The sequence below is a fragment of the Nostoc sp. genome, from assembly GCF_036917095.1.
Taxonomy (GTDB): Bacteria; Cyanobacteriota; Cyanobacteriia; order Cyanobacteriales; family Nostocaceae; genus Nostoc.
The window spans coordinates 631,448-653,202 of sequence record NZ_JBALFH010000015.1 but is presented as its reverse complement, the minus strand read 5'-3'; the positions used below and the strand labels follow the sequence as shown (position 1 = coordinate 653,202).

21 protein-coding genes, 1 pseudogene and 2 riboswitches are annotated in these 21,755 nt (G+C 44.3%); of the genes and pseudogenes, 12 read left to right on the top strand and 10 right to left on the bottom strand.

The window, feature by feature from the left end; translation table 11 throughout:
- Nucleotides 1-616 precede the first annotated feature (616 nt).
- The 11 genes from V7L01_RS06840 (at nt 617) to V7L01_RS06790 (ending at nt 10,286) form a co-directional block, all read left to right on the top strand.
- Entirely contained in the window at nt 617-808 is a 192-nt protein-coding gene (locus V7L01_RS06840; protein WP_335033083.1) for a hypothetical protein, read from the top strand.
- Entirely contained in the window at nt 808-1,143 is a 336-nt protein-coding gene (locus tag V7L01_RS06835) for a hypothetical protein (RefSeq protein WP_335033081.1), read from the top strand. The genes V7L01_RS06840 and V7L01_RS06835 overlap by 1 nt, the downstream gene beginning before the upstream one ends.
- 19 nt (nt 1,144-1,162) lie before the next feature.
- Nucleotides 1,163-1,351: a hypothetical protein gene (locus V7L01_RS06830; RefSeq protein ID WP_335033079.1), complete on the top strand. Its 189-nt coding sequence runs from the start codon at nt 1,163-1,165 to the stop codon at nt 1,349-1,351.
- A 320-nt stretch (nt 1,352-1,671) separates the two neighbouring features.
- Nucleotides 1,672-2,757 (top strand): aliphatic sulfonate ABC transporter substrate-binding protein, encoded by a 1,086-nt coding sequence (locus V7L01_RS06825; protein ID WP_335033077.1) that lies wholly within the window; start codon nt 1,672-1,674, stop codon nt 2,755-2,757.
- Between the two features lie 218 nt (nt 2,758-2,975).
- Complete coding sequence (locus V7L01_RS06820) at nt 2,976-3,860, top strand: MetQ/NlpA family ABC transporter substrate-binding protein (protein WP_335033075.1); 885 nt, start codon at nt 2,976-2,978, stop codon at nt 3,858-3,860.
- A gap of 19 nt (nt 3,861-3,879) precedes the next feature.
- A complete protein-coding gene (locus V7L01_RS06815; protein WP_335033073.1) occupies nt 3,880-5,217 on the top strand; it encodes an LLM class flavin-dependent oxidoreductase in 1,338 nt (445 codons plus the stop codon).
- Nucleotides 5,218-5,550: 333 nt separating this feature from the next.
- Nucleotides 5,551-6,348 carry a class I SAM-dependent methyltransferase gene (locus tag V7L01_RS06810; protein WP_335033071.1) on the top strand — a complete coding sequence of 266 codons (798 nt, stop codon included), beginning with the start codon at nt 5,551-5,553 and terminating at the stop codon, nt 6,346-6,348.
- Nucleotides 6,349-6,510: 162 nt separating this feature from the next.
- Complete coding sequence (locus V7L01_RS06805; protein ID WP_335033069.1) at nt 6,511-6,639, top strand: hypothetical protein; 129 nt, start codon at nt 6,511-6,513, stop codon at nt 6,637-6,639.
- Nucleotides 6,640-6,645: 6 nt separating this feature from the next.
- Nucleotides 6,646-7,884, top strand: a complete 1,239-nt coding sequence (locus V7L01_RS06800) for an acyl-CoA dehydrogenase family protein (protein ID WP_335033067.1) — start codon at nt 6,646-6,648, stop codon at nt 7,882-7,884.
- 86 nt (nt 7,885-7,970) lie between these two features.
- Entirely contained in the window at nt 7,971-9,161 is a 1,191-nt protein-coding gene (locus V7L01_RS06795; RefSeq protein ID WP_335033065.1) for an LLM class flavin-dependent oxidoreductase, read from the top strand.
- A gap of 93 nt (nt 9,162-9,254) precedes the next feature.
- A complete protein-coding gene (locus tag V7L01_RS06790) occupies nt 9,255-10,286 on the top strand; it encodes an ABC transporter substrate-binding protein (protein ID WP_335033063.1) in 1,032 nt (343 codons plus the stop codon).
- A gap of 323 nt (nt 10,287-10,609) precedes the next feature.
- Here V7L01_RS06790 and V7L01_RS06785 read toward each other — a convergent pair whose 3' ends face one another.
- From V7L01_RS06785 to ntrB, 10 genes and pseudogenes are all read right to left on the bottom strand, one after another.
- Nucleotides 10,610-12,811, bottom strand: a complete 2,202-nt coding sequence (locus V7L01_RS06785; RefSeq protein ID WP_335033061.1) for a xanthine dehydrogenase family protein molybdopterin-binding subunit — start codon at nt 12,809-12,811, stop codon at nt 10,610-10,612.
- Nucleotides 12,808-13,800 carry an FAD binding domain-containing protein gene (locus V7L01_RS06780; RefSeq protein ID WP_335033059.1) on the bottom strand — a complete coding sequence of 331 codons (993 nt, stop codon included), beginning with the start codon at nt 13,798-13,800 and terminating at the stop codon, nt 12,808-12,810. The genes V7L01_RS06785 and V7L01_RS06780 overlap by 4 nt, the downstream gene beginning before the upstream one ends.
- On the bottom strand, nt 13,787-14,317 hold the full coding sequence (locus V7L01_RS06775; RefSeq protein WP_335033191.1) for a (2Fe-2S)-binding protein: 531 nt from the start codon (nt 14,315-14,317) through the stop codon (nt 13,787-13,789). The genes V7L01_RS06780 and V7L01_RS06775 overlap by 14 nt, the downstream gene beginning before the upstream one ends.
- 30 nt (nt 14,318-14,347) lie before the next feature.
- Nucleotides 14,348-14,473: a hypothetical protein gene (locus V7L01_RS06770; protein ID WP_335033057.1), complete on the bottom strand. Its 126-nt coding sequence runs from the start codon at nt 14,471-14,473 to the stop codon at nt 14,348-14,350.
- Nucleotides 14,474-14,658: 185 nt separating this feature from the next.
- Nucleotides 14,659-14,913, bottom strand: coding sequence for a YbhB/YbcL family Raf kinase inhibitor-like protein (locus V7L01_RS06765; protein WP_335033055.1), 255 nt, complete (start codon nt 14,911-14,913; stop codon nt 14,659-14,661).
- Nucleotides 14,900-15,077, bottom strand: a pseudogene (locus V7L01_RS06760) (winged helix-turn-helix domain-containing protein); the annotation flags it as partial. The pseudogene V7L01_RS06760 and the gene V7L01_RS06765, both read right to left, overlap by 14 nt.
- A gap of 183 nt (nt 15,078-15,260) precedes the next feature.
- Nucleotides 15,261-15,881, bottom strand: coding sequence for a universal stress protein (locus V7L01_RS06755; protein ID WP_335033189.1), 621 nt, complete (start codon nt 15,879-15,881; stop codon nt 15,261-15,263).
- Nucleotides 15,882-16,056: 175 nt separating this feature from the next.
- Nucleotides 16,057-16,192: riboswitch (cyclic di-AMP (ydaO/yuaA leader) on the bottom strand.
- Between the two features lie 17 nt (nt 16,193-16,209).
- Nucleotides 16,210-17,046 carry an ABC transporter ATP-binding protein gene (locus V7L01_RS06750; RefSeq protein WP_335033187.1) on the bottom strand — a complete coding sequence of 279 codons (837 nt, stop codon included), beginning with the start codon at nt 17,044-17,046 and terminating at the stop codon, nt 16,210-16,212.
- Nucleotides 17,047-17,099: 53 nt separating this feature from the next.
- On the bottom strand, nt 17,100-18,542 hold the full coding sequence (locus tag V7L01_RS06745) for an ABC transporter substrate-binding protein (protein ID WP_335033053.1): 1,443 nt from the start codon (nt 18,540-18,542) through the stop codon (nt 17,100-17,102).
- 87 nt (nt 18,543-18,629) lie between these two features.
- Nucleotides 18,630-19,481, bottom strand: a complete 852-nt coding sequence (gene ntrB, locus V7L01_RS06740; protein ID WP_335033051.1) for a nitrate ABC transporter permease — start codon at nt 19,479-19,481, stop codon at nt 18,630-18,632.
- A gap of 96 nt (nt 19,482-19,577) precedes the next feature.
- Nucleotides 19,578-19,785, bottom strand: a riboswitch (cyclic di-AMP (ydaO/yuaA leader).
- Nucleotides 19,786-20,203: 418 nt separating this feature from the next.
- On the opposite strand from ntrB, the gene V7L01_RS06735 reads away from it, so the two are divergent.
- Entirely contained in the window at nt 20,204-21,394 is a 1,191-nt protein-coding gene (locus V7L01_RS06735; RefSeq protein ID WP_335033049.1) for a sensor histidine kinase, read from the top strand.
- The last annotated feature ends 361 nt before the right edge of the window (nt 21,395-21,755 follow it).

Below are 21,755 nucleotides of genomic sequence, written 5' to 3'. Positions count from 1 at the left end.
TTGTGTGACTAAATTATGCAGTAGATATTTGCATAATAGATACAAAAAGTGTGTACGGCAAACTACAGTTAGCATGATACTCTAATTGTTAGCTTATCAAACATTAAGTATTGCAAGTTAATTTCCTATCTGGTTAGAACTGCTATGAAAGGGAACAAGGAACAGTGAATACTAAGCCATCCACAAGGGACGGGGATTGGCAAGGTGCTATGCCACTAAGGTGGTGACATATCCTAAACATTCTGCTTCTAATAGTAGCGATCGCATGCGTTCATAACTAGCATCAATCGGTTCATCTGGCGGATTGAGAGGGCCAAAGTTAGCCCCAATTGGAATCCAAATACCGTAGCGTGGTTCTGACATTATTTATCTCCAAATTAAGTAGGGAATGGGGAGATACAGAATCTAGATACCCCCTTGTTTTTTATCTTTATCTATGCAAATCTCATAATATACTACAATAAATCTACCGATTTACCGTAGAATCTAAATCGAGCGGGTACAAAAATAAATTTTTAGTGCCAACTACTTATGCTGCGATTCCAGCCTTTTACCAGAGAAATGGAGCGTTTTACTGCCGAAATCATACCAAGAGTGCGAGCGTTAACGGTAGATAGTGAAGCGATCGCAAGAATCACGTCGGTGCAATCCTTACCTTTGGGATCGTTGGCAGTTGAGTCAAAAAGCTATTGGTATTCAAATTGATGATTTGCCAGTACTTTATCATGCTTGGCGGCGAGAGGTTCTTTCTTACTTCTTGGATATCCCTATATCTAGACTGCCCAAACTTGTGAGTGTGAATGATTGATGATAAAAAACCGTCCTTTGAGCTTTAATTTGAAACTTATCACCGAACTGACCGTGGATGAGAAAGAAGCCTTGCGTGTTCTCAGAGCGGCAGTTTATCCACCAGAGGTCATTGCTAATCGCCCAGGACGGCACATTAAATGGTCTATACCGCAATGGAGATTACTTGTAGAGGATGGCAGTGGATGGCTTGTCTCGCACATCGGGATTGTTACCCGCGAGGTAACGCTAGATGATATATCAATCCGCATTGGCGGTATTGGTGGGGTAATGACAAGCACAGGGTCAAGGCTTTGCAACTGCTGCCCTTCGGCACGTAGAGTCTTTCTTAGATAAGTGTAGTTTAAGTTTCGCATTGCTCGTATGTCGTCAGGATTTAGTACCGTTTTATACTCGACTGGGATGGCAATCTTTCAATGGCATTCTTTTGGTTGAGCAACCAAGTGGCACAGTCCCTTTTACGGTCAACGAACCAATGGTATTGCCTGTGAATGACAAAGCTCCCAAAAAAGGAACGATTAACCTCTGCGGTTTACCGTGGTAACACATTGATTTTTCATATTTTATAAGATTTTAAAGCTTACTAATTTATTGATGATTAGTAATATTTATGATTACTAAATTAATTTTATAATATTCTATTCAGCATTATTAATTGTTTTATTTATATAGAAAATTTTTCCGTTTTAGTCGTTAAAAACACTATATTTTTAAGGCTTAAGTCTTATCATATTTTATCTATGAACAGAAAGAATTTTTAAATATTTTAATATTGAGTTTGAGATATATATAGCTTTGTTTGTTTTTAGATACGATCTCAATTTTAAATTCGGACGAAAAAAAGCTAAGAGGTAAAGACAAAACATGTTCGAGCAATTGATAAATCAGTTTTTAGAAGCTATCAAGAAAAGAAGTTTATTTCAACATCACGATATTAAAACTTTTTTCCTATTCTTTGTTATTGGTATAAGTTTAAGTTTAGCGTTCGCTTCTTGTGCTCCTAGTAATTCAGCTAATGCACCTGCACAACAACCCCAAGTCCCCAAGCTAACAGTGCTGAAAATGGGACATCAAAAAGGAATGGCACTGCTGAATATTGTGAAAGCGCAAGGAAGTTTAGAAAAACGCTTACAACCCTTGGGTATTTCTGTTACCTGGAATGAATTTTCCTCTACAGCACCTCTATTGGATGGGATGGGTGCAGGTGCGATCGTTTTTGGTGGTGGTGGCGGTACAGGAAGTGTCTTTGCTCAAGCAGGAGATAAATCATTTGTCAGAGTTGCAGCCGGTACAGGTAGCACTAGAGGTTCAGCTATTTTAGTCCCAGAAAATTCACCGATTAAGACTCTTTCTGATTTAAAAGGTAAGAAAGTTGCTTTTGCAAAAGGTTCTGGTCAGCACTATATTATTGTACGTGCTTTAGAGAAAGTAGGTTTGAAATTTAGTGATATTAAACCTCTCTATCTGACACCAGCCGAGGCTTTACCAGCGTTTGAACGTGGTGATATTGATGCGTGGTTAATTTGGGACCCTTATACTGCTGAAGCTGAACGTAAACTTCGCACTCGTCTATTGGCTGATAATAGTACTGTATTTGGAGACAAAGCTCCACTAGAAAGCCCAAGCTTTTATTATGCTGCTCCAGATTTTGTGCGCGATTATCCAGACATTCTCAAGACAATTTTACAAGAGCTAGAAAAGGCTGGTACTTGGTCTAGAGACAACTATCAGGATTCAGCCAAACTCCTTTCTAAGTTGTACAAGATTGATTTAAAAACAATGGAAACAGTAGAAGAACGTGGTGGTCAACGTCAGGTATTACCTGTAACAGATGAAGTTCTGAGTGGATTGCAGCGCATGGCAGATACCTTCTATGAACTCAAAATTATTCCTAAAAAAATTGATGTCAAAGATAAGAATTACAACTGGTTTCCTGAGCAAAAGTGGTAATTCGTAATTAATAAGGTAGGAATTTTTGCTCAGGTTTTGGTTGATTAAGGTAGGCGATAGCATGAATTTTTACATTAATAACAACCGTCGATTCTTTTTAGTAGCCTTTACATCATTTGCGGCTTCTACAGTATTTTCTAAACTGGAGGCAAAGTCTGGCAATATGTGGAAAAGGGATATGTTAGCAATTTAATCGCTTAAAAATTACGAATTATATCATGTTTTATCCAAAGCTCGCTCGTCGCTATTTTATTCTGACAACAGGGTTAGCGATCGCATCTATTTTTTTCGCCAGTTGTACACCAAAACCAAATTCATCTACGGGTCAATTAGTCAGCCAATCAACTAAGACAGCAGTACTTAAAGTCGGTTCTCGAAATAGCACCACTGAAGATGTTTTGAAGTTCATTCAAAAAGAAATAGCCTCTAGCCACGGATTAGATTTTCAAATCGTGACTATCGCTGATTCAGTAAAAATTAACGATGCTCTTAAGAGTGGGGAAATTGATGCTAACTTTTTCCAGCATGAGCCATTTATGAAACAAGCTGCTAAAAGACTAAATGCAGATTTTGTTATGTTAAATCGCAGTTATACCACCATAACCGGACTCTACTCCAAACGATTAAAGATAAAATCACTCAATGAAATTCCTATAGGGGCGACAATTGCTATTTCTAATGATGACAGCAATCAAGATCGGGCTTTGAAATTCCTCAAACACATCAACTTAATCAATTTAAAAGACAAGCCAGGGGAGTATTACAGCATCAAAGATATAATTAAGCATCCCAAAAATCTCCAAATTAAGGAATTAGATAATTACGCTATTGTTAGAGCCTTAGACGATCTAGATTTAGCTGTGACATCTGCATCCTTCCTTGTGCAAGCAAAGGTATCTCTAAATCCTATTGTGTTAGACGAGATTGGCATGGCTAACAAAAATTATGCAGTGGGTTTAGCAACTGTACAATCAAAAGCAAACGATCCCAACATCCAAAAACTAAATCAATTGGTTGTCGATCCCAAATTAAAGGATTATATCAATAAATACTTCAAGGGGACGATGCCTTCGGCGGGCTACGCCTACGTACCTGTATTTTAAACATTGATACGGAGGACTAATGAGCAAATTGAAGCAATTAAAACTAGGTGCTTTTATGCGCCCGGTAAGCATACATACAGGGGCTTGGCGCTATCCTGGGGCTTTGCCTGATGCTAATTTCAACTTCCCAGCGCTGAAACGATTTATCCAGAAATTAGAGCAAGGCAAGTTCGATGCATTCTTCATGGCCGATCATCTAGCAGTGCTGAATATGCCAGTTAACGCACTGAAGCGCAGCCATACTGTCACCTCCTTCGAGCCATTCACCCTGCTTTCTGCCCTCGCCAGCGTCACCGAACACATTGGGCTGGTAGCTACCGCTTCCACGACTTACGATCAGCCTTACCACATCGCTCGCCGCTTCGCGTCTCTCGACCATATTAGTGGCGGTCGCGCTGGCTGGAACATCGTCACCACAGCCAATCCAGACGCAGCGCTCAACTTTGGATTAGAAGAAGAGATAGAGCATGACGAACGCTATCGGCGGGCTAGAGAATTTTACGATGTTGTCACGGGTCTTTGGGATTCCTTCGCTGATGATGCCTTCATTCGGGATGTGGAATCAGGGATTTATTTCGACCCTGCAAAGCTTCATGTTCTGAATCATCAGGGAAAATATCTTTCGGTGCGAGGGCCATTGAACATCGCCAGACCTGTCCAAGGCTGGCCGGTAATCGTTCAGGCAGGCGCATCCGAAGCCGGACGGCAATTAGCTGCCGAAACCGCCGAGGCTGTGTTTGCACCTGCGAGTAATCTGGAAGCTGGCAAAGCTTTATTTGCAGACATTAAAGGACGGGCGCGGGCAATTGGCCGTGACCCAGACAGCATAAAAATCCTTCCAGGTGTTTTAGTCATTGTAGGGGAAACCGTCGCCGAGGCATATGCCAAGCGTCTTCATTTGGATAGCCTAGTACATTATGAAAGTGGGATCGCTAGCCTAAATAGTGCGCTTGGCTACGATGTTTCGGGTTTCGATCCAGATGGGCCCTTGCCAGAAATCCCATCGACTAACGCTGGTCACTCTTCACGAGAAAGAGTAATAGCCTTAGCGCAACGTGAGAACTTGACTATTCGACAACTGGCGCAACGCATTGGCAGTTACGGCGGATTGGCCTTCGTCGGCACACCCCAAACGATCGCTGATGATATGGAGCAATGGCTGATTGAGGAAGGCTCTGACGGTTTCAACATCATGTTCCCTTTTCTTCCTGAAGGGCTGAATGATTTTGTCGATAAAGTTGTGCCAGAACTTCAACAGCGTGGGATTTTCCGCCAAGAGTATGAGGGTAAGACACTGCGCGAAAATTTGGGATTAGCGCGTCCGGCTAACCGCTTCTTCCAGACTAGTTTGGTGTAAGCTGCGCTACTGTTTGCCAAGTTTCCTTGGCGGGGTAAAGGAGAAAGGGCAATGGGTAAAGGTGTTTTATCCTTTCCCCTTTAACCTTTAACCTTTACCCAATCCTCACAAGCGCATTTTTTGGTTGCCAGACTACTAGTAGTTCGCCAACCCAAAATTGCTGGGAGCAGGGGAGCAGAGGAGAGGCAAATACCAAGTTCTTTTCCCTCTGCCCCTCTGCCCCTCTGCTAACCACCATGCAAAGTTGACTTGCCAGACTACTAGTATGCTGCTTTGACCCCAATAGATGTTAAGCCTTAAGCATTTGTCAAATTATAGTATGACCACAAACACATGACAGATGAAAGAAGTCACTTAAGAACCACTTTTAATCAAGTAGCACTGTTGTATGACCAAGTTCGACCAGGATATCCAGAAGCGCTTTTTGACGATGTGGTGTCTCTCTCAAAAATCACTCCAGACGGAAGGATATTAGAGATTGGTTGTGGTACTGGTCAGGCAACTGTGCCCTTTGCCCGCCGGGGTTATCGTATACTCTGCATTGAGTTGGGTGAGAATCTTGCTACGGTTGCCCAAAAAAATCTGGATGCTTATCCGCGAGTAGAAGTGCATAACATCGCTTTTGAGGATTGGGTGACCCAAGAAAATGCTTTTGATTTAGTGATTTCGGCGACTGCTTTCCACTGGCTTGACCCAAGTATTGCTTACAAAAAAACGGCTCAAGCCCTCACATCTGAAGGAGCGATCGCGCTATTTTGGAATGAACATGTATATAGTGATGCTAGTAATGGCTTCTTTGAAGAAGTACAGGAGCTATATCAAAGTTTAGCTCCTCAACTGGTTAAAGACGATGAGCCTCCTTTGCGCGAGCAGGAAGTCCCTAATAAAACAAGTGAGATTGAGCAAACAGGTTTGTTTGGTGAAGTAGTTTATCGCTCTTATCGATGGGATGCAACATACAACAGTGCAAGTTATCTCAACCTCTTAAATACTTACTCCGGTCATCTAAATTTAGATCGCATTACAAAAGCGCGTTTTTTCCATGCGATCGCTGAATTAATTAATACCAAGTTTAATGGTCAAATTACTAAAGGTTACTTAACTACTTTATACCTAGCCCACTTATTCTAATCTTATCTAAATCTTTCGTTAAAACAGATTGACAACTTGGGGAAAATTTGGGAGTATCAAACTACGGTAATTTGGTAGAGTTTTAGTACTTTAAAAAACTTAAATACATCTAAAACCCTTACAGAAGAATGGTTTTTGTCGAGTGCAGTTGGTGGCCTGAATATGTTACCAGATGTAATCGCCTCAAGGCTGGAAACATTCTTCAACTTTGTAGTGCTATCGCGTCACCCAGAAATAGCAATTGCCTCACCACTCACCAACATAGATTTTCCACAGGATATTCGGAGATAGAAACTAATGATTAAGAGTCCAGAGAAACTTGCAGATACGACAATTCAGTTTTCGGCTCCTGTAAGAGCAAACTCGCCGGAACTCCAGCAGCTTTTTGATTTTATTGCTCTGGGGGCAAGTGAGCGCGATCGCGATCGCATCCTTCCTTATAATGTGGTTGAATCGATCCGGCGTTCTCGGTTGGGTGCATTGCGAATCCCCGTTGCTGAAGGTGGTGGTGGTAGCACGGCACGCGAATTATTCGAGGTGGTGATTCGGCTGGGGGACGCTGACCCAAATGTGGCTCACATTGTGCGGAATCATTTCTCTATAACAGAGCGAATTTTGCGTTCTGAGCGCACCCAAAGGAATCAGCGATGGCTCAAAGCCGTTGTCGATGGCGCGATTATTGGACTTGCTTCCACCGAACTAGAAGCCAAGCGATCGGGTGGTCGCCAAGTCGTGAATACAAAATTGACACCCGATGGCAACGGCTATCGTCTGAATGGAACGAAATATTACAGCACTGGCAGCCTTTACGCAGACTTGATTTTTGTGCGTGTGTTAGCACCAGATGGTTCTACAGCGTTTATACTCATTCCTACTAACCGCGAGGGTCTTGAACTGGTGGACGACTGGGACGGCTTCGGGCAAAGACTGACAGGTACGGGAACGACCACCTTCACGAATGTCCGTGTAGAGGCTGAAGAAGTAATTTTTGAGACAGACACAGACAAAGACGATCTGCCCTACAACATTGTCCCGCAATTATTTCTGACTGCCATCAACGCCGGTATTATTCGCAGCGTTCTGCGTGATGCTACAGCCCTCATCCGTAACAGACCCCGGACTTTCTACCATGCTGTATCCGAGCAAGCCTCAGAAGACCCAATCTTGCAGCAGACTGTCGGGCAGATTGCCGCCAATGCCTTTGCTGCCGAAGCGATCGTTTTAGCAGCAGCTGATGGTCTCGATCGCCTCCCTGCTGCCCAAGCTCAGGGTGAAGAAGCAGAGACGGCTGCGGCACTGGCAACTTCTCTGAGTGCATCCAAAGCCAAATTGATTGTTGATGATTTGGCTCTACGTTCGGCCACCTTGTTGTTTGAAGTTGGTGGGGCTTCAACAACAAAGAAAAGCTCCAACTTCGATCGCCACTGGCGCAACGCCCGTACCTTATCCTCACACAACCCAAATCATTTTAAGGCTCGTGCGATCGGCGACTACGAGATCAACGGTACACCATTGCCGCAACGAGGATTCTTCTAATTTTGTTCAGATCCCTGACTTCTAACTTGTGGCAATTTATCAGAAGTCGGGGATCTCGCAGCCAACCGAAACCGTTGAGAGGAACTATGAGTGCAATTGATACTACTTTTTTGAGAGCAAGTAAAGAGGCGATCGCTTCTCCAACAGACTATCCCCAAAGCCCATTATCCCAAGCTCTCCAGCAGCCAGTACTGCTAGGGCTGTTCTTACCGATTCATCACGGTGGTTGGAGTTCTTCTAACCTACCGCGCACTACAGACTGGTCGTTTGATTACAATGCCAAACTCACCCAAAAGGCTGAGGAGCTAGGTTTTGACCTGATTTTTGGCTATTCTACCTGGCAGCCAAAGGGCGGACAGGGGCCAACTCGGACAGAAGCAGGTTTAGATGCCTTCATTGCAACTGCTTCCCTTGCCGCCATTACCTCACGCATTCTATTAATCTCAACAATTCACGTCCTCTACGGGCCTTGGCATCCCATCCATCTGGCTAAATTTGGTGCGACACTTGACCACATTTCTAAAGGTCGCTGGGGAATTAATGTTGTCACCGGACACCGGGCTTACGAGCATGAACTATTCGGCTGGAGCCAAATCGAACACGATCGCCGCTATGAACTCGCTGATGAATTTGTCACCGTCCTCAAACGACTCTGGTCGGAAACAGAGAATTTTTCTTACAAAAGTCAGAGTTCTTGGCAGTTTAAGGATGCCTACATCAGCCCCCGACCGCTTTATGGTCGCCCCATCCTAGTTAACGCCACCGGTTCGGATGCTGGCATCGAGTTTGCAGGTCGCCATTCTGATATCGTATTTATCACCAGTCCGGCTGGTGGCGACATAGAAAGCGCCTTGTCGTCGTTACCCGCCCATACAGCCCGTGTTAAACAATCGGCGATCGCTAATGGTAGACAAGTCCGCACTCTCCTAAATCCGCTTATTGTCGTGCGTGAAACTGAAAAAGAGGCGGAAGAATATGCTCAGGCGATAATCGACCATGCCGATTATCAGTCAATTTCTGGACGTTCTGGCGTTAGCAGCGATGCACACGCCTGGAGGGGGCATCAGAAGGGAAATCTGCGTCATGGCGTTGGCAGCGCGATCGGCGGTAATGTGCAGCTAATCGGTTCGCCAGAACAAATCACCGAACAACTTTTGCAACTCAATAAAGCTGGTGTCGATGGCTTCCAGCTTGCCTTCTACGATTTTGAACCCGATCTTGATTTCTTCGGTAAGCGCGTTCTACCACTACTGAAACAGGCTGGACTTAGACTCTAAGTTCTCCAACCCAGCTAATACCAATTCTCTAAAATCCGGCAACACATTCAAAATTTGACTTTCTTACTTGTCTTTTTATACCCAGAAATTAACATGTCTATCAATTGGCTGCGCCAGAATTTTTTCTTCCCTCTAGGTTGCTTGTTAGTAGCAACAACAGCTTGCTCAGAGGTTAAGTCTACCAGTCCGGCGACGATCGCTGCTAATCCTAGTCCATCCCAAATCGCAGTATCGAATACAACTCAACTGCATGTTGCTAAATTTAAAGGTGGCTGGGACTTAAGTTTAAAGTTAGCTAAACTAGATAATTTCCCTTATCAAACTCAATTTACTGAGTTTACTGGGGGTAATTTGATGGTACAGTCAATCAATGCTGGTGCGATTGACCTGGCTTCAGCTAGTGAAATTCCCCCGATTTTTGCGATTGAATCGAAAGCATCTGTAAAAATTATTGCCACTCTCAAAGGGCCGACGATTGGTCAAGTTGTACTCGTACCCAAAAACTCGACTGCCAAAACGATCGCCGATCTTAAAGGTAAGAAAGTGGGTTACGTTAAAGCTACAACTGCCCACTACTTCCTGATTAAGATGTTGGAAAAAGCCGGGCTGACAATGAAGGATATCAATGCAATTCCTTTATCGATACCCGATGGACTAGCTGCTTTTCGTAAAGGACAGCTTGATGCTTGGGCTACCTACGGTTACTCCATCCCCCAAGCCGAAAAAGAAGGGGCGCGAGTGCTGGAATCTGCAAAAGATATTTTGAGCGGTAACTTTGTGATTATTGCTTCACCCAATGCGATCGCCGATCCGCAAAAGAAAGTTGCGATCGCTGATTTTCTCTGTCGTTTGCAGAAATCCCAAACTTGGCGGGAATCTAATCTCAAGCAATGGTCGAAGAATTATGCAACTACCATTGATATTGATGAAGACATTGTTTATCAGGATGCCAAGCAAGGACAACAACAGCGTCGTCAAGAATTACTTCCTGTTTCTGATGCAGCTATTGCTTCTCAGCAAAAGGTTGCTGATACCTTTTTTCAAGCGGGTGTAATTCCCACAAAAGTTGATGTGAAACAACTATGGGACAGCAGTTTTAACGAGGATCTTGCCAAATGCCAATAATTGCAGCAAGGAGTAAAAAGCTAAATATCAAACAATACCTTTGCCAAAAAAAGAGTATGAAGAGGGAGGGCTGATATATAGGAATCTGTGGATATACTCGTCCTTCATAAGCAGAGTCACCGATAAAGTTAGGTATGTCAAATGGATCTGTTTTACTTGCCTATATTTGTTGATAATTATTGCCACTAACTAAGAAATTATGGCTCGCTTAATATTTCCTCCATAATCTCACCAAAATAACGATACCAAACGAAGAACCATAAATTTTTCCTGTAGTATCAATTAAACTATCAAAACTACAAGTTGTCTTGAAAGCACTTTTGTTACAGCAGCTTGTCTAATGTAATCGGCAGATCGCGAATCCGTTTGCCTGTAGCGTGATAGACCGCGTTGGCGATCGCAGCTGCGGCTCCAACTGTACCAATTTCGCCAATTCCCTTGCTACCAATCGGGTTGAGATGCAAAGCTTCCTCCTCGACAAAAAAGGCATCAATGGGGGGAATATCGGCATTCACCGGAATCAGGTACTCAGCGAGATTCGAGTTCACAATTCGTCCCGAATGCGGATCGACGATGCTCTGCTCCATCAATGCCATGCCAATGCCCCAAATAATTCCGCCAATCAGCTGGCTGTGGGCAGTTTTGGGGTTAACGATCCTTCCGGCAGCAAATGCGCCGACATAACGAGTGATTCGCAGTTCGCTTAATCCTGGATGGAATTGTACCTCGGCAAAATGTGCGCCGAAGGAGTAGTGAGTAAATTTCTTGGTTTCTTCATCAGGCTGAACCTGTTCCTGTGCTGAAATCGATTCCATTTGGTGCTGCTGCAAAATTTCTACATAGGTCTGTCCCTGAGTAGGATTGTCCTTGAGGTAGCAACGCCCATTATTCACCGTCACCTCAGCTTCAGTATGCCCGTAAAGAGGAGAGTTCGGATTGTTGAATGCTAGATTGAGCAGTTTACGCTGTAGGGATTTGGTAGCAGCATATACCGCAGACCCAACGCTAGCAGTTGTCTTAGACCCGGCTGCAACAGGAGCTTCGGGCATCTGGGTATCGCCTAGCTCAAAGCGAATCGATGCCACCGATAACCCTAAAGTATCTGCTGCAATTTGCTGCATGATTGTGTAGACACCCGTACCTGGGTCGCAGGTACTACTCTGCACTAGGACATTGCCATCAGCAAATAGTTGAGCCGAGGCAGTCGTCCCAGAAAAACGAGCATCATAGGCCATTGTTGCCATTCCCCAACCTACGAGGCGATCGCCATTCCGCATGGAACCGGGTTGTGGGTTGCGCCGATGCCAGCCAAATCGCTCTGCACCTTGCCGATAGCACTCCTTCAGCGACTTACTAGACCAAGGATCTCCCGTTTCTGGGTCAACATCAGCGTGATTACGTAAGCGTAGTTCGATTGGATCGATTTGTAAGGCGTATGCCAGTTCATCCATTGCCGACTCGATGGCAAACAATCCTGGTGTCTCTCCAGGGCCACGCATAGTATAGGGGCCGCTAAGATTGCTGGGAGCGAGACGGTAAGTAGTAGTAACGTTCGGGCAAGCGTATATTTTGCGACTGGTGCGCTCGACTGGTGCAACGACCCGGTTATCAAAGGTTGAAGTGCGAGCGATCGCATGGTGCGTGAGTGCTGTCAGTTGCCCTGTGGCAGTTGCACCTAACTGAATATGGTGTTGAATGAGCGGACGGTAGCCCACCCCGGCAAATTCCTGTCGGCGAGTTAGAACCAACTTGACCGGGCGATTGACCTGACGAGCGGCGATCGCAGCAAGTACTACGTGCGTCCAAGCAGGGCCTTTGTAGCCAAAGGAACCGCCAACAAACTGCTGAATCACGCGAATCTTTTCGCGCGGCATTTGCAGCCACTCAGCTACAGCATTGCGGATGCCGTAAACCCAGGTAGTTGGTTCGTATAACGTCAGGAAATCACCTGACCAAAGTGCGATCGTGCCATGAGGTTCGATGGCGTTGTGGTGCTGCATAGCGGTGGTGTAAGTCTGGTCGATCCGAACGGCGGCATCTGCCAGTCCCTTTACTAAATCACCTTGGACGATATCGGGTGGAAAGGCACGCTCCATTGCTTCTTGCATCGTCACCGTAGGTGGTTCTTCTTCATAACGAACCTTTACTAGTGATGCAGCACGATCGGCCTGCTCCAAAGTTTCTGCAACCACAACCCCAATGTGTTGCCCACTGTAATGAATTAGATCGTCTTGAAGCGGGATATACTGCTCTCCAGCACCTCCCCCTTGACTGGCACTATCTAATGTAACGCGTGCAGGTGCAATTTGAGGCGCATTGAGATGTGTGAGTATTGCTATTACACCGGGAGCAACTTCAGCTGCCTGGGTATCTATGGACACAATGCGTCCGTTGGCGATCGCGCTGTTAATTAAGACTGCGTGAACCAGGTTAGGAATCGGCATTTCGGCACAGTAATGTGTGCCTCCGGTCACTTTTAGCCGTCCGTCTACGCGATCGACTGCTTTTCCAATTACCGGATTCATTGCTCATCTCCTGTAACCTTAAAAAATGCTTGTACTAGCGATCGCCGCAGCAGTTCTACTTTAAAGTGGTTGTATTGCTGTGGTTTAGCATCGTGGATTGTTGCAAGAGCGGCTGCTTCAAAAGTGGATGCATTCGCAGGTGAACCGATAAGAACTCGTTCTGCCTCGGTTGCTTTCCAGGGTTTTGTAGCAACTCCACCCAAGGCAATCCGTGCATCGGTAATTTGACCATCTTGAACGTCCAAAGCCGCAGCTACAGAAACTAGAGCGAAATCATAGGAGGCGCGATCGCGCACTTTCAAATAGTGCGATCTAGCCGCAAAGGGCAACGGCGGTAATTCAACGGCGGTAATCAGTTCTCCGGGTTGCAAGACGGTTTCGCGATCGGGAGTGTCTTCTGGCAACAGATAAAAGTCGGCGATCGCAAGCTGCCGAGTTCCATTGGCGTTCTGCGTGTGAATAATAGCATCCAAGGCAACTAAGGCCACAGCCATATCAGAGGGATGAGTAGCAATACAGCAGTCGCTGGTGCCGAAAATGGAGTGAATGCGATTGTAACCTGGAATGGCAGCACAGCCTGAACCAGGGATACGTTTGTTACAAGATGCAAATCCAGCATCGGTAAAGTAATAACAGCGAGTTCGTTGTAATAAGTTTCCCCCAAGGGTTGCCATGTTTCGCAGTTGGGGAGATGCTCCAGATAAAAGTGCTTCAGACAACACCGGATACTGTCGCTGAATATTCTCGTCGTATGCAACATCACTATTTCGGGCCAGTGCGCCGATGCGAATTCCGCCGTTGGGTAAGCGCTCAATTTGCGATCGCGGCAAATCATTGATGTCGATCAACTGTTGCGGAGTTTCCACACCCTCCTTCATCAGATCCAGCAGATTTGTGCCACCTGCAATAAACTTTGCCTGATGGTCTTGGATCGCAGTTCTCACCGCGATCGCTGCGTCTGATGCACGTAGATAGTTAAATGGTTGCATCCCCCGCCCTCACGCTTGCTGCTACAGACTGAATTGCTGCTACAATATTTGGATACGCCCCACAGCGACAAAGATTGCCACTCATCAGTTCTCGAATATCTGCATCCGAGTCTGCTTTGCCTTCACTCAACAACCCGATTGCCGAACAAATCTGCCCAGATGTACAATAGCCACACTGAAAAGCATCATTTTGGATAAATGCTGCCTGCATCGGATGGAGTTCATCTCCTTGTGCTAATCCTTCGATTGTGGTGATGGTTTTTCCCACCTGCATCACCGCTAGCGTTAAACAGGAATTCACCCGTCGTCCATCAATCAGTACCGTACAAGCACCACACTGACCGCGATCGCAGCCTTTCTTACTTCCTGTCAGTTCTAACCGTTCTCGCAATAAATCGAGTAATGTCACACGCGGTTCAATTTCGACCGTGTAAAGGCGATCGTTAATTTGGAGAGTAACTGAGACTGTTTCTGTCAACAGGCGATCGCTTGGTGGAGAGAAATTTGTTGATGTCATCATCCTTATCCCTTCTGGGTTAAACACTCCTCAATCGGCCATCCGAACTGCCTCGGCGCTGGCACGTTTGGGATCGTATGCAATCTGTATATACTCCTTAACAAGCTCAATGTTTTTCTGCTCTTGCAGTGTGTAGTTATCTCTAATCTCTCCCATACTTGCACCCTCCTCGGATTTCTAGAACTATCTATATAGATTAGGACTTACGCAAAAATTGCTAAAAAGCTTAATTTATCGAACCGCCATCGCGCTTCGCGTCTCGCAGAGAAGACGCCATCGCGTAGCGTCTCGTTAGAGAAGAGCGCCGAGAATTCGTAGAGTGTGCGTAAGTCCTATAGATGTCAGGACTCATAGACTCCAACCAACCGCGCTTGCTCGATCGCATGGTCAGCGATCGCATTCAGTAGTTCCTCGCGGTTGATATTTGGCTTCAGGTCAAGCTCTGCATCTAGGGCATATAACCAGAAATAGTAATGGTGAGGCCCGTGCCCTTTTGGTGGAGCAGTCCCGGTATATCCTGGCTGATTGGTACTGTTCATACCTTCAGTAAATTTGCTACCACCTCCCTCGGCAATCTTGGCACTGAATTTCCGCATCTGGGTAGGCGGCTTGAAGTTCTTCTACTTCTGTTACTATTTTTTTTCCAGGCTTCTTGCTCAAAAGGGTTGCTTTTTGTGTGACATGGACGAGGTACTCTGAGCCTAAAAGTCATCTGCCGCAATATCTCCCATCCCCTCTGTCTGCTTATTTTTGTTCCTGTCGTTCTCCTCTTTTTACACTTTGCAAGAACTGTGCATCTTGTCAACTACTTTTACTGGACTGGCTCTCTAGAAACTAATAATAATGTTTAATTGTTTACTTAATCGTAAAAAAAGCCACCTAGTTATAGGTGACCGATCTATCATTACAATTAGATAAAAACTACTGAAATTCTGAATAGTAATTATTCATCAATACAACTGGGAATACCCAAAACGGCACAGGGAAAATTAGAACCTAAAGCTTCAATCATCGGATGATTGAGAGAGTTGCAACCGAGAAACAAAATATCGGCAGCTTCTGATTCAACAACTTTTTTAAGTTCTGTGGAAATGGAGCCAAAGCGCAAATGAGATTTGAATGAACCCTGCCATTCTTCAGCTAAACTTCGGGCTTGCCAAAGAATTATATCTGCTTGTTGCAGGGGAGTTACCACTGGCTGCAATTTTGGTTGAGTTAATACCAGTGTGAAAGACTTTGATACTTCACTCACTTGACATTCTAATGAACGCTGTTGTTCTGGAAAGCTCAAGATATTTAGATGCTGGCTTTTTGAATTGCCTTCTACCACATAAACAGCTTGAACTGTGACTTCTGCATTAGTGGCTAAACGCGTTTGATGGGCAATCCAAAAGGCAATATCTAGCGCCGTATGACTGTTAGGAGATGCGTCATAAGCAACAATTAAATTAACTGCTTTTTCTTTTTGAGGTTTTTTAGAAAAAGGTTTTTTTGGTTCGGGCAGCAGTACCATTTGTTCAATTAAGTCATTTCGACCTGTGGCACTTTGCAGACGTGCTAACATTGGCTTGATTTGCACAGCTTTACTTCTCCCAATGAAATGAATTAACAATGAGAAGCAGGGCGATCAATTTTAGATTTTGGATTTTGGCTTTTATTGTGAGCGATGACAACCAAAATTTCAAATCTTAAATCAGTCAAGGAAACCCCAATAATAACTGTATTACAGCCAAAGTCTTGGGGGTTCCTTCCATTGCCTACGGAGTTAGCTGACGGGCTAAGACTGGAAGGTGTCTCTCGTAAGATTAGCCCCAAACATTGGTTCCTCCGTTCCAAATCCAGCTTTCATGAATTTGAATTAGGCTACCCACTAAAAAAAATGATAATCTAATTTACTCGTCTTGGGCAAAATATCGATCGAGGAAATTTAGGGCGTGGTTGCGGAGTTCAAAATATTCTTTTGAGTTTCGCATGGCTGCGCGATCGCGCGGACGCTCAAAAGGAACTTCTAAAATCTCTCCGATACTAGCAGCCGGGCCATTGGTCATCAAGACGATGCGATCGGACATATAAATTGCTTCGTCTACATCGTGGGTAATCATCATCACTGCTTGACGATTATTTTCCCAAATATCCAATACCTGCTGCTCTAATTTGCCACGGGTTAGTGCATCTAGCGCCCCAAAAGGTTCATCCATTAGTAACATTTTAGGACGAATTGCTAAAGCTCTGGCAATACCTACTCGTTGTTTCATACCTCCAGAAATTTCATCAGGATATTTGTCAGCCGCCGCCGTCAAGTTTACCATTGCCAAGTGTTGATTTACAATGCTAATTTTTTCAGCCCGATTAGCATTTTTTAACACTTCATCTACGGCTAAACGGATATTTTCTCGCACTGTTAACCAAGGTAACAGCGAGTAGTTCTGAAATACCATCATCCTTTCAGCTCCCGGCTCACGGATTTCTTTTCCATCTAGCCTGACTGAGCCGGAAGTTGCTTTTTCTAAACCAGCTACTATCTTTAGTAGAGTCGATTTCCCACAACCTGAGTGACCAATTACAGAAATATATTCATCTTCACCAATGGTCAGATTAACCCCATCTAAAACGACAAAGTTCTCTTTATCAGGTGTCGGATAAGACTTGACTAAATTTTCAATTTCTAAAAATCCAGGGCGGGGAAGAACTTCTGTCTGGGTATTAATAGGTAATGAGGTATATTCCATCATCAAATGCTCCCAAAATTATTTAGTCATCAGTCAATATTTAAACTTGGTATTTAAGACATGAAGAAGTTAGTGGGAGCGTTAGCCCTGATAGCAAAACTTTTCAAATAGCCCACAGGATCGCTGGGGTCGAAGCCTTTCTTATCTATAAATACTTCTGGTGGTTCGACCTTGTAATCATCCTTGGGACATTCAATGCCCATTTCAGATGCTATCTCCCGATATAAATCTGTTCTCCAACCTTGCCCGGCCAATTTCTCGGCATTTTTGGGGAATTCCTTAATTTGTCCCCACCGTGCTGCTTGTGTCATCAACCAGATGCTTCTCGATCTCCATAAGAATGTGGAGTGTTCTCCCGGCTGTTTGGGAAGGTTGTCAGGAATATCGAAGAAAATCGTGGTGTCTGCGGCTTTGATGGTGCGGTCTTTGCCGTCAAAGCCGCCATAGTTGTAATTGCCGAGAATTCCGGGACTTGTAAATTTCGCGATTGGGGCATCTTTCTTTTTCGGTCTAGCACCTGTAAAGGAACGGTCTGTAATCAGTTCGGCAACTTCTTGGCGGTTTTCTGCTTTGCTGCAATACTGACAGGCTTCAATCATCGCCTTGACGAGGGAACGATAGGTTTTGGGATATTGGTCAATGAAAGATTCCATCACTCCCAAAAGCCGATCTGGGTGTCCCAACCAGACTTCTTTACCTTGTGCGAAAGTAAAGCCGATGTTTTCGTTACCTGTTATTGCCCTTGTGTTCCAAGGTTCTGCAACCATGTAAGCTTGCATTGCACCAATCCGCACATTTGTCACCATTTGCGGGGGCGGAACGATGATCACGCGAAACTCTTTAAGCGGATCGACACCTGCGGCGGCGGATAAGTAACGGATAAAGTATTCGTAAATGGAGGAACTTAATACTACCGCCCAAACTCTGTTTTCTGGCGGTTCGTTGTCAAAGTAGCCTCGGAAATCGCGCCCAAAGGCTTCTAAAGCACCATCGCCATATTTTTCTTGATACTCGTACCACGGACGCAGCCCAAAATCCCACATGGCTTTGTTCATTGTCATGGCGTTACCGTGGCGGTGAATGGTCATCGCTGCACACAATGGCGCGTGGCGTGCGCCTTCGGCACCAATTCTGGCATTAGTAACTGCACCAGATACCACGGGTGAAGCATCCAGGCGACCAAAAATTACACCGTCGCGGGAGGTGGCCCAACTGGCTTCGCGGTTGAGTGTAACGTTCAAACCATACTTGCGGAAGAAACCTTTTTTCCAGGCGATCGCAAATGGCGCACAATCATTAACGGGAACGTAACCTACTGTCAGATCGGCTTTTTCTAGGTCGCCGCTTTTAACTACTGGTTGCACAGCTAAGGCTTCTTCTGTCAATCCTTTAGCCGATCTATCTCCTGAAATCCCACAAGAGGACAGCGCCATTCCCGCCGTTGTTGCTCCTATTCCCTTAATAATATCTCGTCGAGTCCAGTTAATATCACCCATTCTTATAGCTCCATTGGTGATGAATTACTCACGTTCCAGGCGCAGATTCTCGTTACATCTTGCTGTTTTAAGAGCAGCCGAATTTTGTTAGTTGGAAGTTTTAGGGCGGTGGGTTACTAATTCTTGGATTTTGTCCACGGCGTAATCCAGGATTAACCCAGTTACACCAATTACCAACACAGCTAAAAAGACTGAACTCAGGTTTAAGCGACTCCATTCATCCCAGACAAAGAAGCCGATACCAATACCGCCTGTAAGCATTTCCACGGCAACGATTACCAGCCAAGCTATGCCTAAACTAATTCGTAAACCTGTAAAAATATACGGCAAACTTGCAGGCCAAATAATTTTTGTAATCCGTCGCCAACGTGGCATTTCCAACACTCGTGCCACATCTAAATAATCTTTGGGAACGCTAGAAACTCCTAAAGCAGTATTAATAATTGTTGGCCATAAGGAAGTAATAAAGATGACAAAAATGGCTGAAGGATCTGCTAAGTTGAAAATTGCTAAGGCGATGGGCAGCCAAGCTAGGGGTGATACAGGTTTAAAAATTTGAATAATCGGATTGAGCGCTAGCATTGCCGGTCTGGACATGCCAATTAGAAAGCCCAGAGGAATCGCTACTACCGCACCCAACAAAAAGCCTATTAATACCCGGCGCAGACTTGCGATCAACAACCAACCAATTCCTAAGTTGCCTGGGCCTCGCTGATAGAAGGGGTTTAAGATGTAGTCTAGATTAGCGATTAGCGCTTCTGGTGGAGTGGGCATTAATTCATGGTTTACAAGTGCAACAATCCACCACAACGCAATTATTCCCAAGAAGCCCAATACAGGTAGAATGAAGACATCTTTAACGATGACGGGTTTTGCCTTTTTCCACGCGGCTTGTCCAGCGATCGCCGCGATCGCAGCCAAATTTAGTTGAAACATCATTTACAACCTCAACAGATTTAAGTGCAGGTACAAAAAATCGAGCAGTACCAGCCTTGGACACCGATGAGATCGCAACATTATAAAAATGCCATCTCTTCAGTCTCCTCTCAATGCCTACGAAGTTAGCTGACGGGCTAGGGCTGAGAGATGCCCTTCTGAAGAAAGTTATGAGGTATGAGTTGAGTATTTAGTAAACTAACTTCTAACTCTGAACTTTTCACTTTCTATGAGATACGCCCCACAATTTGGTTCCTCCGCTCCAACGCCACGCACTGTGATGCGCTGAATTAGGCTGACTTACTCTAAATAGATACGGGATTATCCACAATATAACATCGATGCTCAGTAAAAGCTATCTAGATTATAATATCTGTTGTTTATTTTAATACCGGAATCAAGCGCTTTACTTTTCGGTAATTAATAAAATTTATAATTTTTTTGTAATTATTTTAGTTGTTTTGTAGGTAAACTCATTTCACAGACAGCTAATTAAGTCAAGCATCAAGTTTATTACCTGCTTAGTTAACATTTCTTCACAAATCTATATTATTCTTTACAAGTTTTACATCCGGCTAGTTAATCCAGTAATTAAAATAACCAAATAATATCTCTTCCTTTTGGTAGGTGAGCTATATCGGTAAATTTGGTAAATATTCGCTGCACTCGCTAAACTAATTGCATATGGAAGTTTACTCATCTATCTCCTAGCCCAACTTAACAAAATGGATTTTAGTCAAGTACTGGCTGAAAAAACGGACAGCATCATAGATAAATGGATTGCAGCAGTTCGTAAGGATAGACGGATTGAAAGTGCTGATGACCTATCTTATACAGGAATTAAGGATCATATCCCTGATGTTTTAAAAGCAATGGTAACGGTGCTTTCAAAATCTCACGATAATGATATTAAGTCAATGGTTACTGCCAGTTTTCAGCATGGAGCAATTCGAGCCGAACAAGGCTTCGATCCAGCAGAAATTGCCAGAGAATATCATTTGCTGCGAACAGTAATATTTGATGCTCTCCAATCAGATTTATTGGTGGGAACACCTGTACAGATAATTCGTTCGATGCGTTTGATTGACGCTATCATAGACGAAGCGATCGCTCGGTGTTTCAAGAGTTATGTTGAGGAGCGGTTGCGAGATTTACAGCAATTGCATTCATCACTAACACTCCATAATGAAGAACTCACGCGCTTAATGAGCGCTAATCAAGAGTATCTTTCGCAACTAGCCCATGAATTGAAACATCCTTTAACTTCCATTATTGGTTATTCGGATTTGTTTTTACGCCAAGAACGACGAAAAACTCGGCTAAAAGGCACTTCTGTCAATCTAGAACATATTGAGCGCGTACTACGCAATGGTAGACAATTACTCCACCTGATTAATGATGTATTAGAACTTTCGCGGTATGATGCCGGGCAGATAAAACTCCAACTAGCACCCACCGATGTGCGTGAATTAATCAATAATGTGTGTGAAATGTTGGAACCTTTAGCTGGTGGTAAAAATTTAAAAATTGTAGTAGATTGCGATCGCGTTCCCAAAGAATTGCTCACAGATGCTTTTCAGTTTCAACAGATTGTCACAAATCTTATTAGTAATGCAATTCGCTACACAGAGGCGGGGACTGTTATTATAATGTGTCAGGTGTTGGAGAACCAGAGATGGGCGATCGCAGTTTCTGACACAGGAATTGGCATTGCACCCGAAAACCAAGCCCAGATATTTGAACCCTACTTTCGCGTAAGTGCTAGCGATCGTCCCTATCTCCCCGATAGTACAGGATTGGGATTAGCGATCGTCTCCCGTTTGGTGAAACTACTACAAGGTCAAATTAACCTAGTCTCGGAAGTGGGCGTTGGTTCCACCTTCACTGTAATTTTGCCCTTAAAAGTAAAGATGTGAGAAAGTTTTAAGTATATTTTGAAACTTATAAAATAGTATATTACGTATTTTGCCTGAAATTTTGCGGATGAAATACTAGAACCTACCCCACTCTACTGAAAATCCCTACTTCTTATCGTAAAATGTTCTGATATTTGCGTTGTTTTTCTTCTTTAAGAAAACTATTCAGAAATTTTCTGGGCATCAACCGATAGAAAGATCGGCGTTGCATATTTGCGGGATGATTTTGCTAGTTTTGTGGGATGGGCATCTTGCCCGTCCCTTATATTTCAGGGCGCTCGTGTCGCCCACCCGACAAGAATCATCCCTTGATTCAGCAACGCCGAAAGATAAAAAAGTTGTTAATTATACATTCAACAAT

What these genes read in the sequence shown, in the direction of transcription:
- V7L01_RS06820 (WP_335033075.1), top strand. Translation starts at nt 2,976, where the DNA reads ATGTTTTATCCAAAGCTCGCTCGTCGCTATTTTATTCTGACAACAGGG.
- V7L01_RS06790 (WP_335033063.1), top strand. Translation starts at nt 9,255, where the DNA reads ATGTCTATCAATTGGCTGCGCCAGAATTTTTTCTTCCCTCTAGGTTGC.
- ntrB (WP_335033051.1), bottom strand. Translation starts at nt 19,481, where the DNA reads ATGATGTTTCAACTAAATTTGGCTGCGATCGCGGCGATCGCTGGACAA.
- V7L01_RS06735 (WP_335033049.1), top strand. Translation starts at nt 20,204, where the DNA reads ATGGATTTTAGTCAAGTACTGGCTGAAAAAACGGACAGCATCATAGAT.
- V7L01_RS06785 (WP_335033061.1), bottom strand. Translation starts at nt 12,811, where the DNA reads ATGAATCCGGTAATTGGAAAAGCAGTCGATCGCGTAGACGGACGGCTA.
- V7L01_RS06795 (WP_335033065.1), top strand. Translation starts at nt 7,971, where the DNA reads ATGAGTGCAATTGATACTACTTTTTTGAGAGCAAGTAAAGAGGCGATC.
- V7L01_RS06800 (WP_335033067.1), top strand. Translation starts at nt 6,646, where the DNA reads ATGATTAAGAGTCCAGAGAAACTTGCAGATACGACAATTCAGTTTTCG.
- V7L01_RS06825 (WP_335033077.1), top strand. Translation starts at nt 1,672, where the DNA reads ATGTTCGAGCAATTGATAAATCAGTTTTTAGAAGCTATCAAGAAAAGA.
- V7L01_RS06810 (WP_335033071.1), top strand. Translation starts at nt 5,551, where the DNA reads ATGACAGATGAAAGAAGTCACTTAAGAACCACTTTTAATCAAGTAGCA.
- V7L01_RS06750 (WP_335033187.1), bottom strand. Translation starts at nt 17,046, where the DNA reads ATGGAATATACCTCATTACCTATTAATACCCAGACAGAAGTTCTTCCC.
- V7L01_RS06775 (WP_335033191.1), bottom strand. Translation starts at nt 14,317, where the DNA reads ATGACATCAACAAATTTCTCTCCACCAAGCGATCGCCTGTTGACAGAA.
- V7L01_RS06770 (WP_335033057.1), bottom strand. Translation starts at nt 14,473, where the DNA reads ATGGGAGAGATTAGAGATAACTACACACTGCAAGAGCAGAAAAACATT.
- V7L01_RS06805 (WP_335033069.1), top strand. Translation starts at nt 6,511, where the DNA reads ATGTTACCAGATGTAATCGCCTCAAGGCTGGAAACATTCTTCAACTTT.
- V7L01_RS06835 (WP_335033081.1), top strand. Translation starts at nt 808, where the DNA reads ATGATAAAAAACCGTCCTTTGAGCTTTAATTTGAAACTTATCACCGAA.
- V7L01_RS06780 (WP_335033059.1), bottom strand. Translation starts at nt 13,800, where the DNA reads ATGCAACCATTTAACTATCTACGTGCATCAGACGCAGCGATCGCGGTG.
- V7L01_RS06765 (WP_335033055.1), bottom strand. Translation starts at nt 14,913, where the DNA reads ATGCGGAAATTCAGTGCCAAGATTGCCGAGGGAGGTGGTAGCAAATTT.
- V7L01_RS06745 (WP_335033053.1), bottom strand. Translation starts at nt 18,542, where the DNA reads ATGGGTGATATTAACTGGACTCGACGAGATATTATTAAGGGAATAGGA.
- V7L01_RS06815 (WP_335033073.1), top strand. Translation starts at nt 3,880, where the DNA reads ATGAGCAAATTGAAGCAATTAAAACTAGGTGCTTTTATGCGCCCGGTA.
- V7L01_RS06755 (WP_335033189.1), bottom strand. Translation starts at nt 15,881, where the DNA reads ATGTTAGCACGTCTGCAAAGTGCCACAGGTCGAAATGACTTAATTGAA.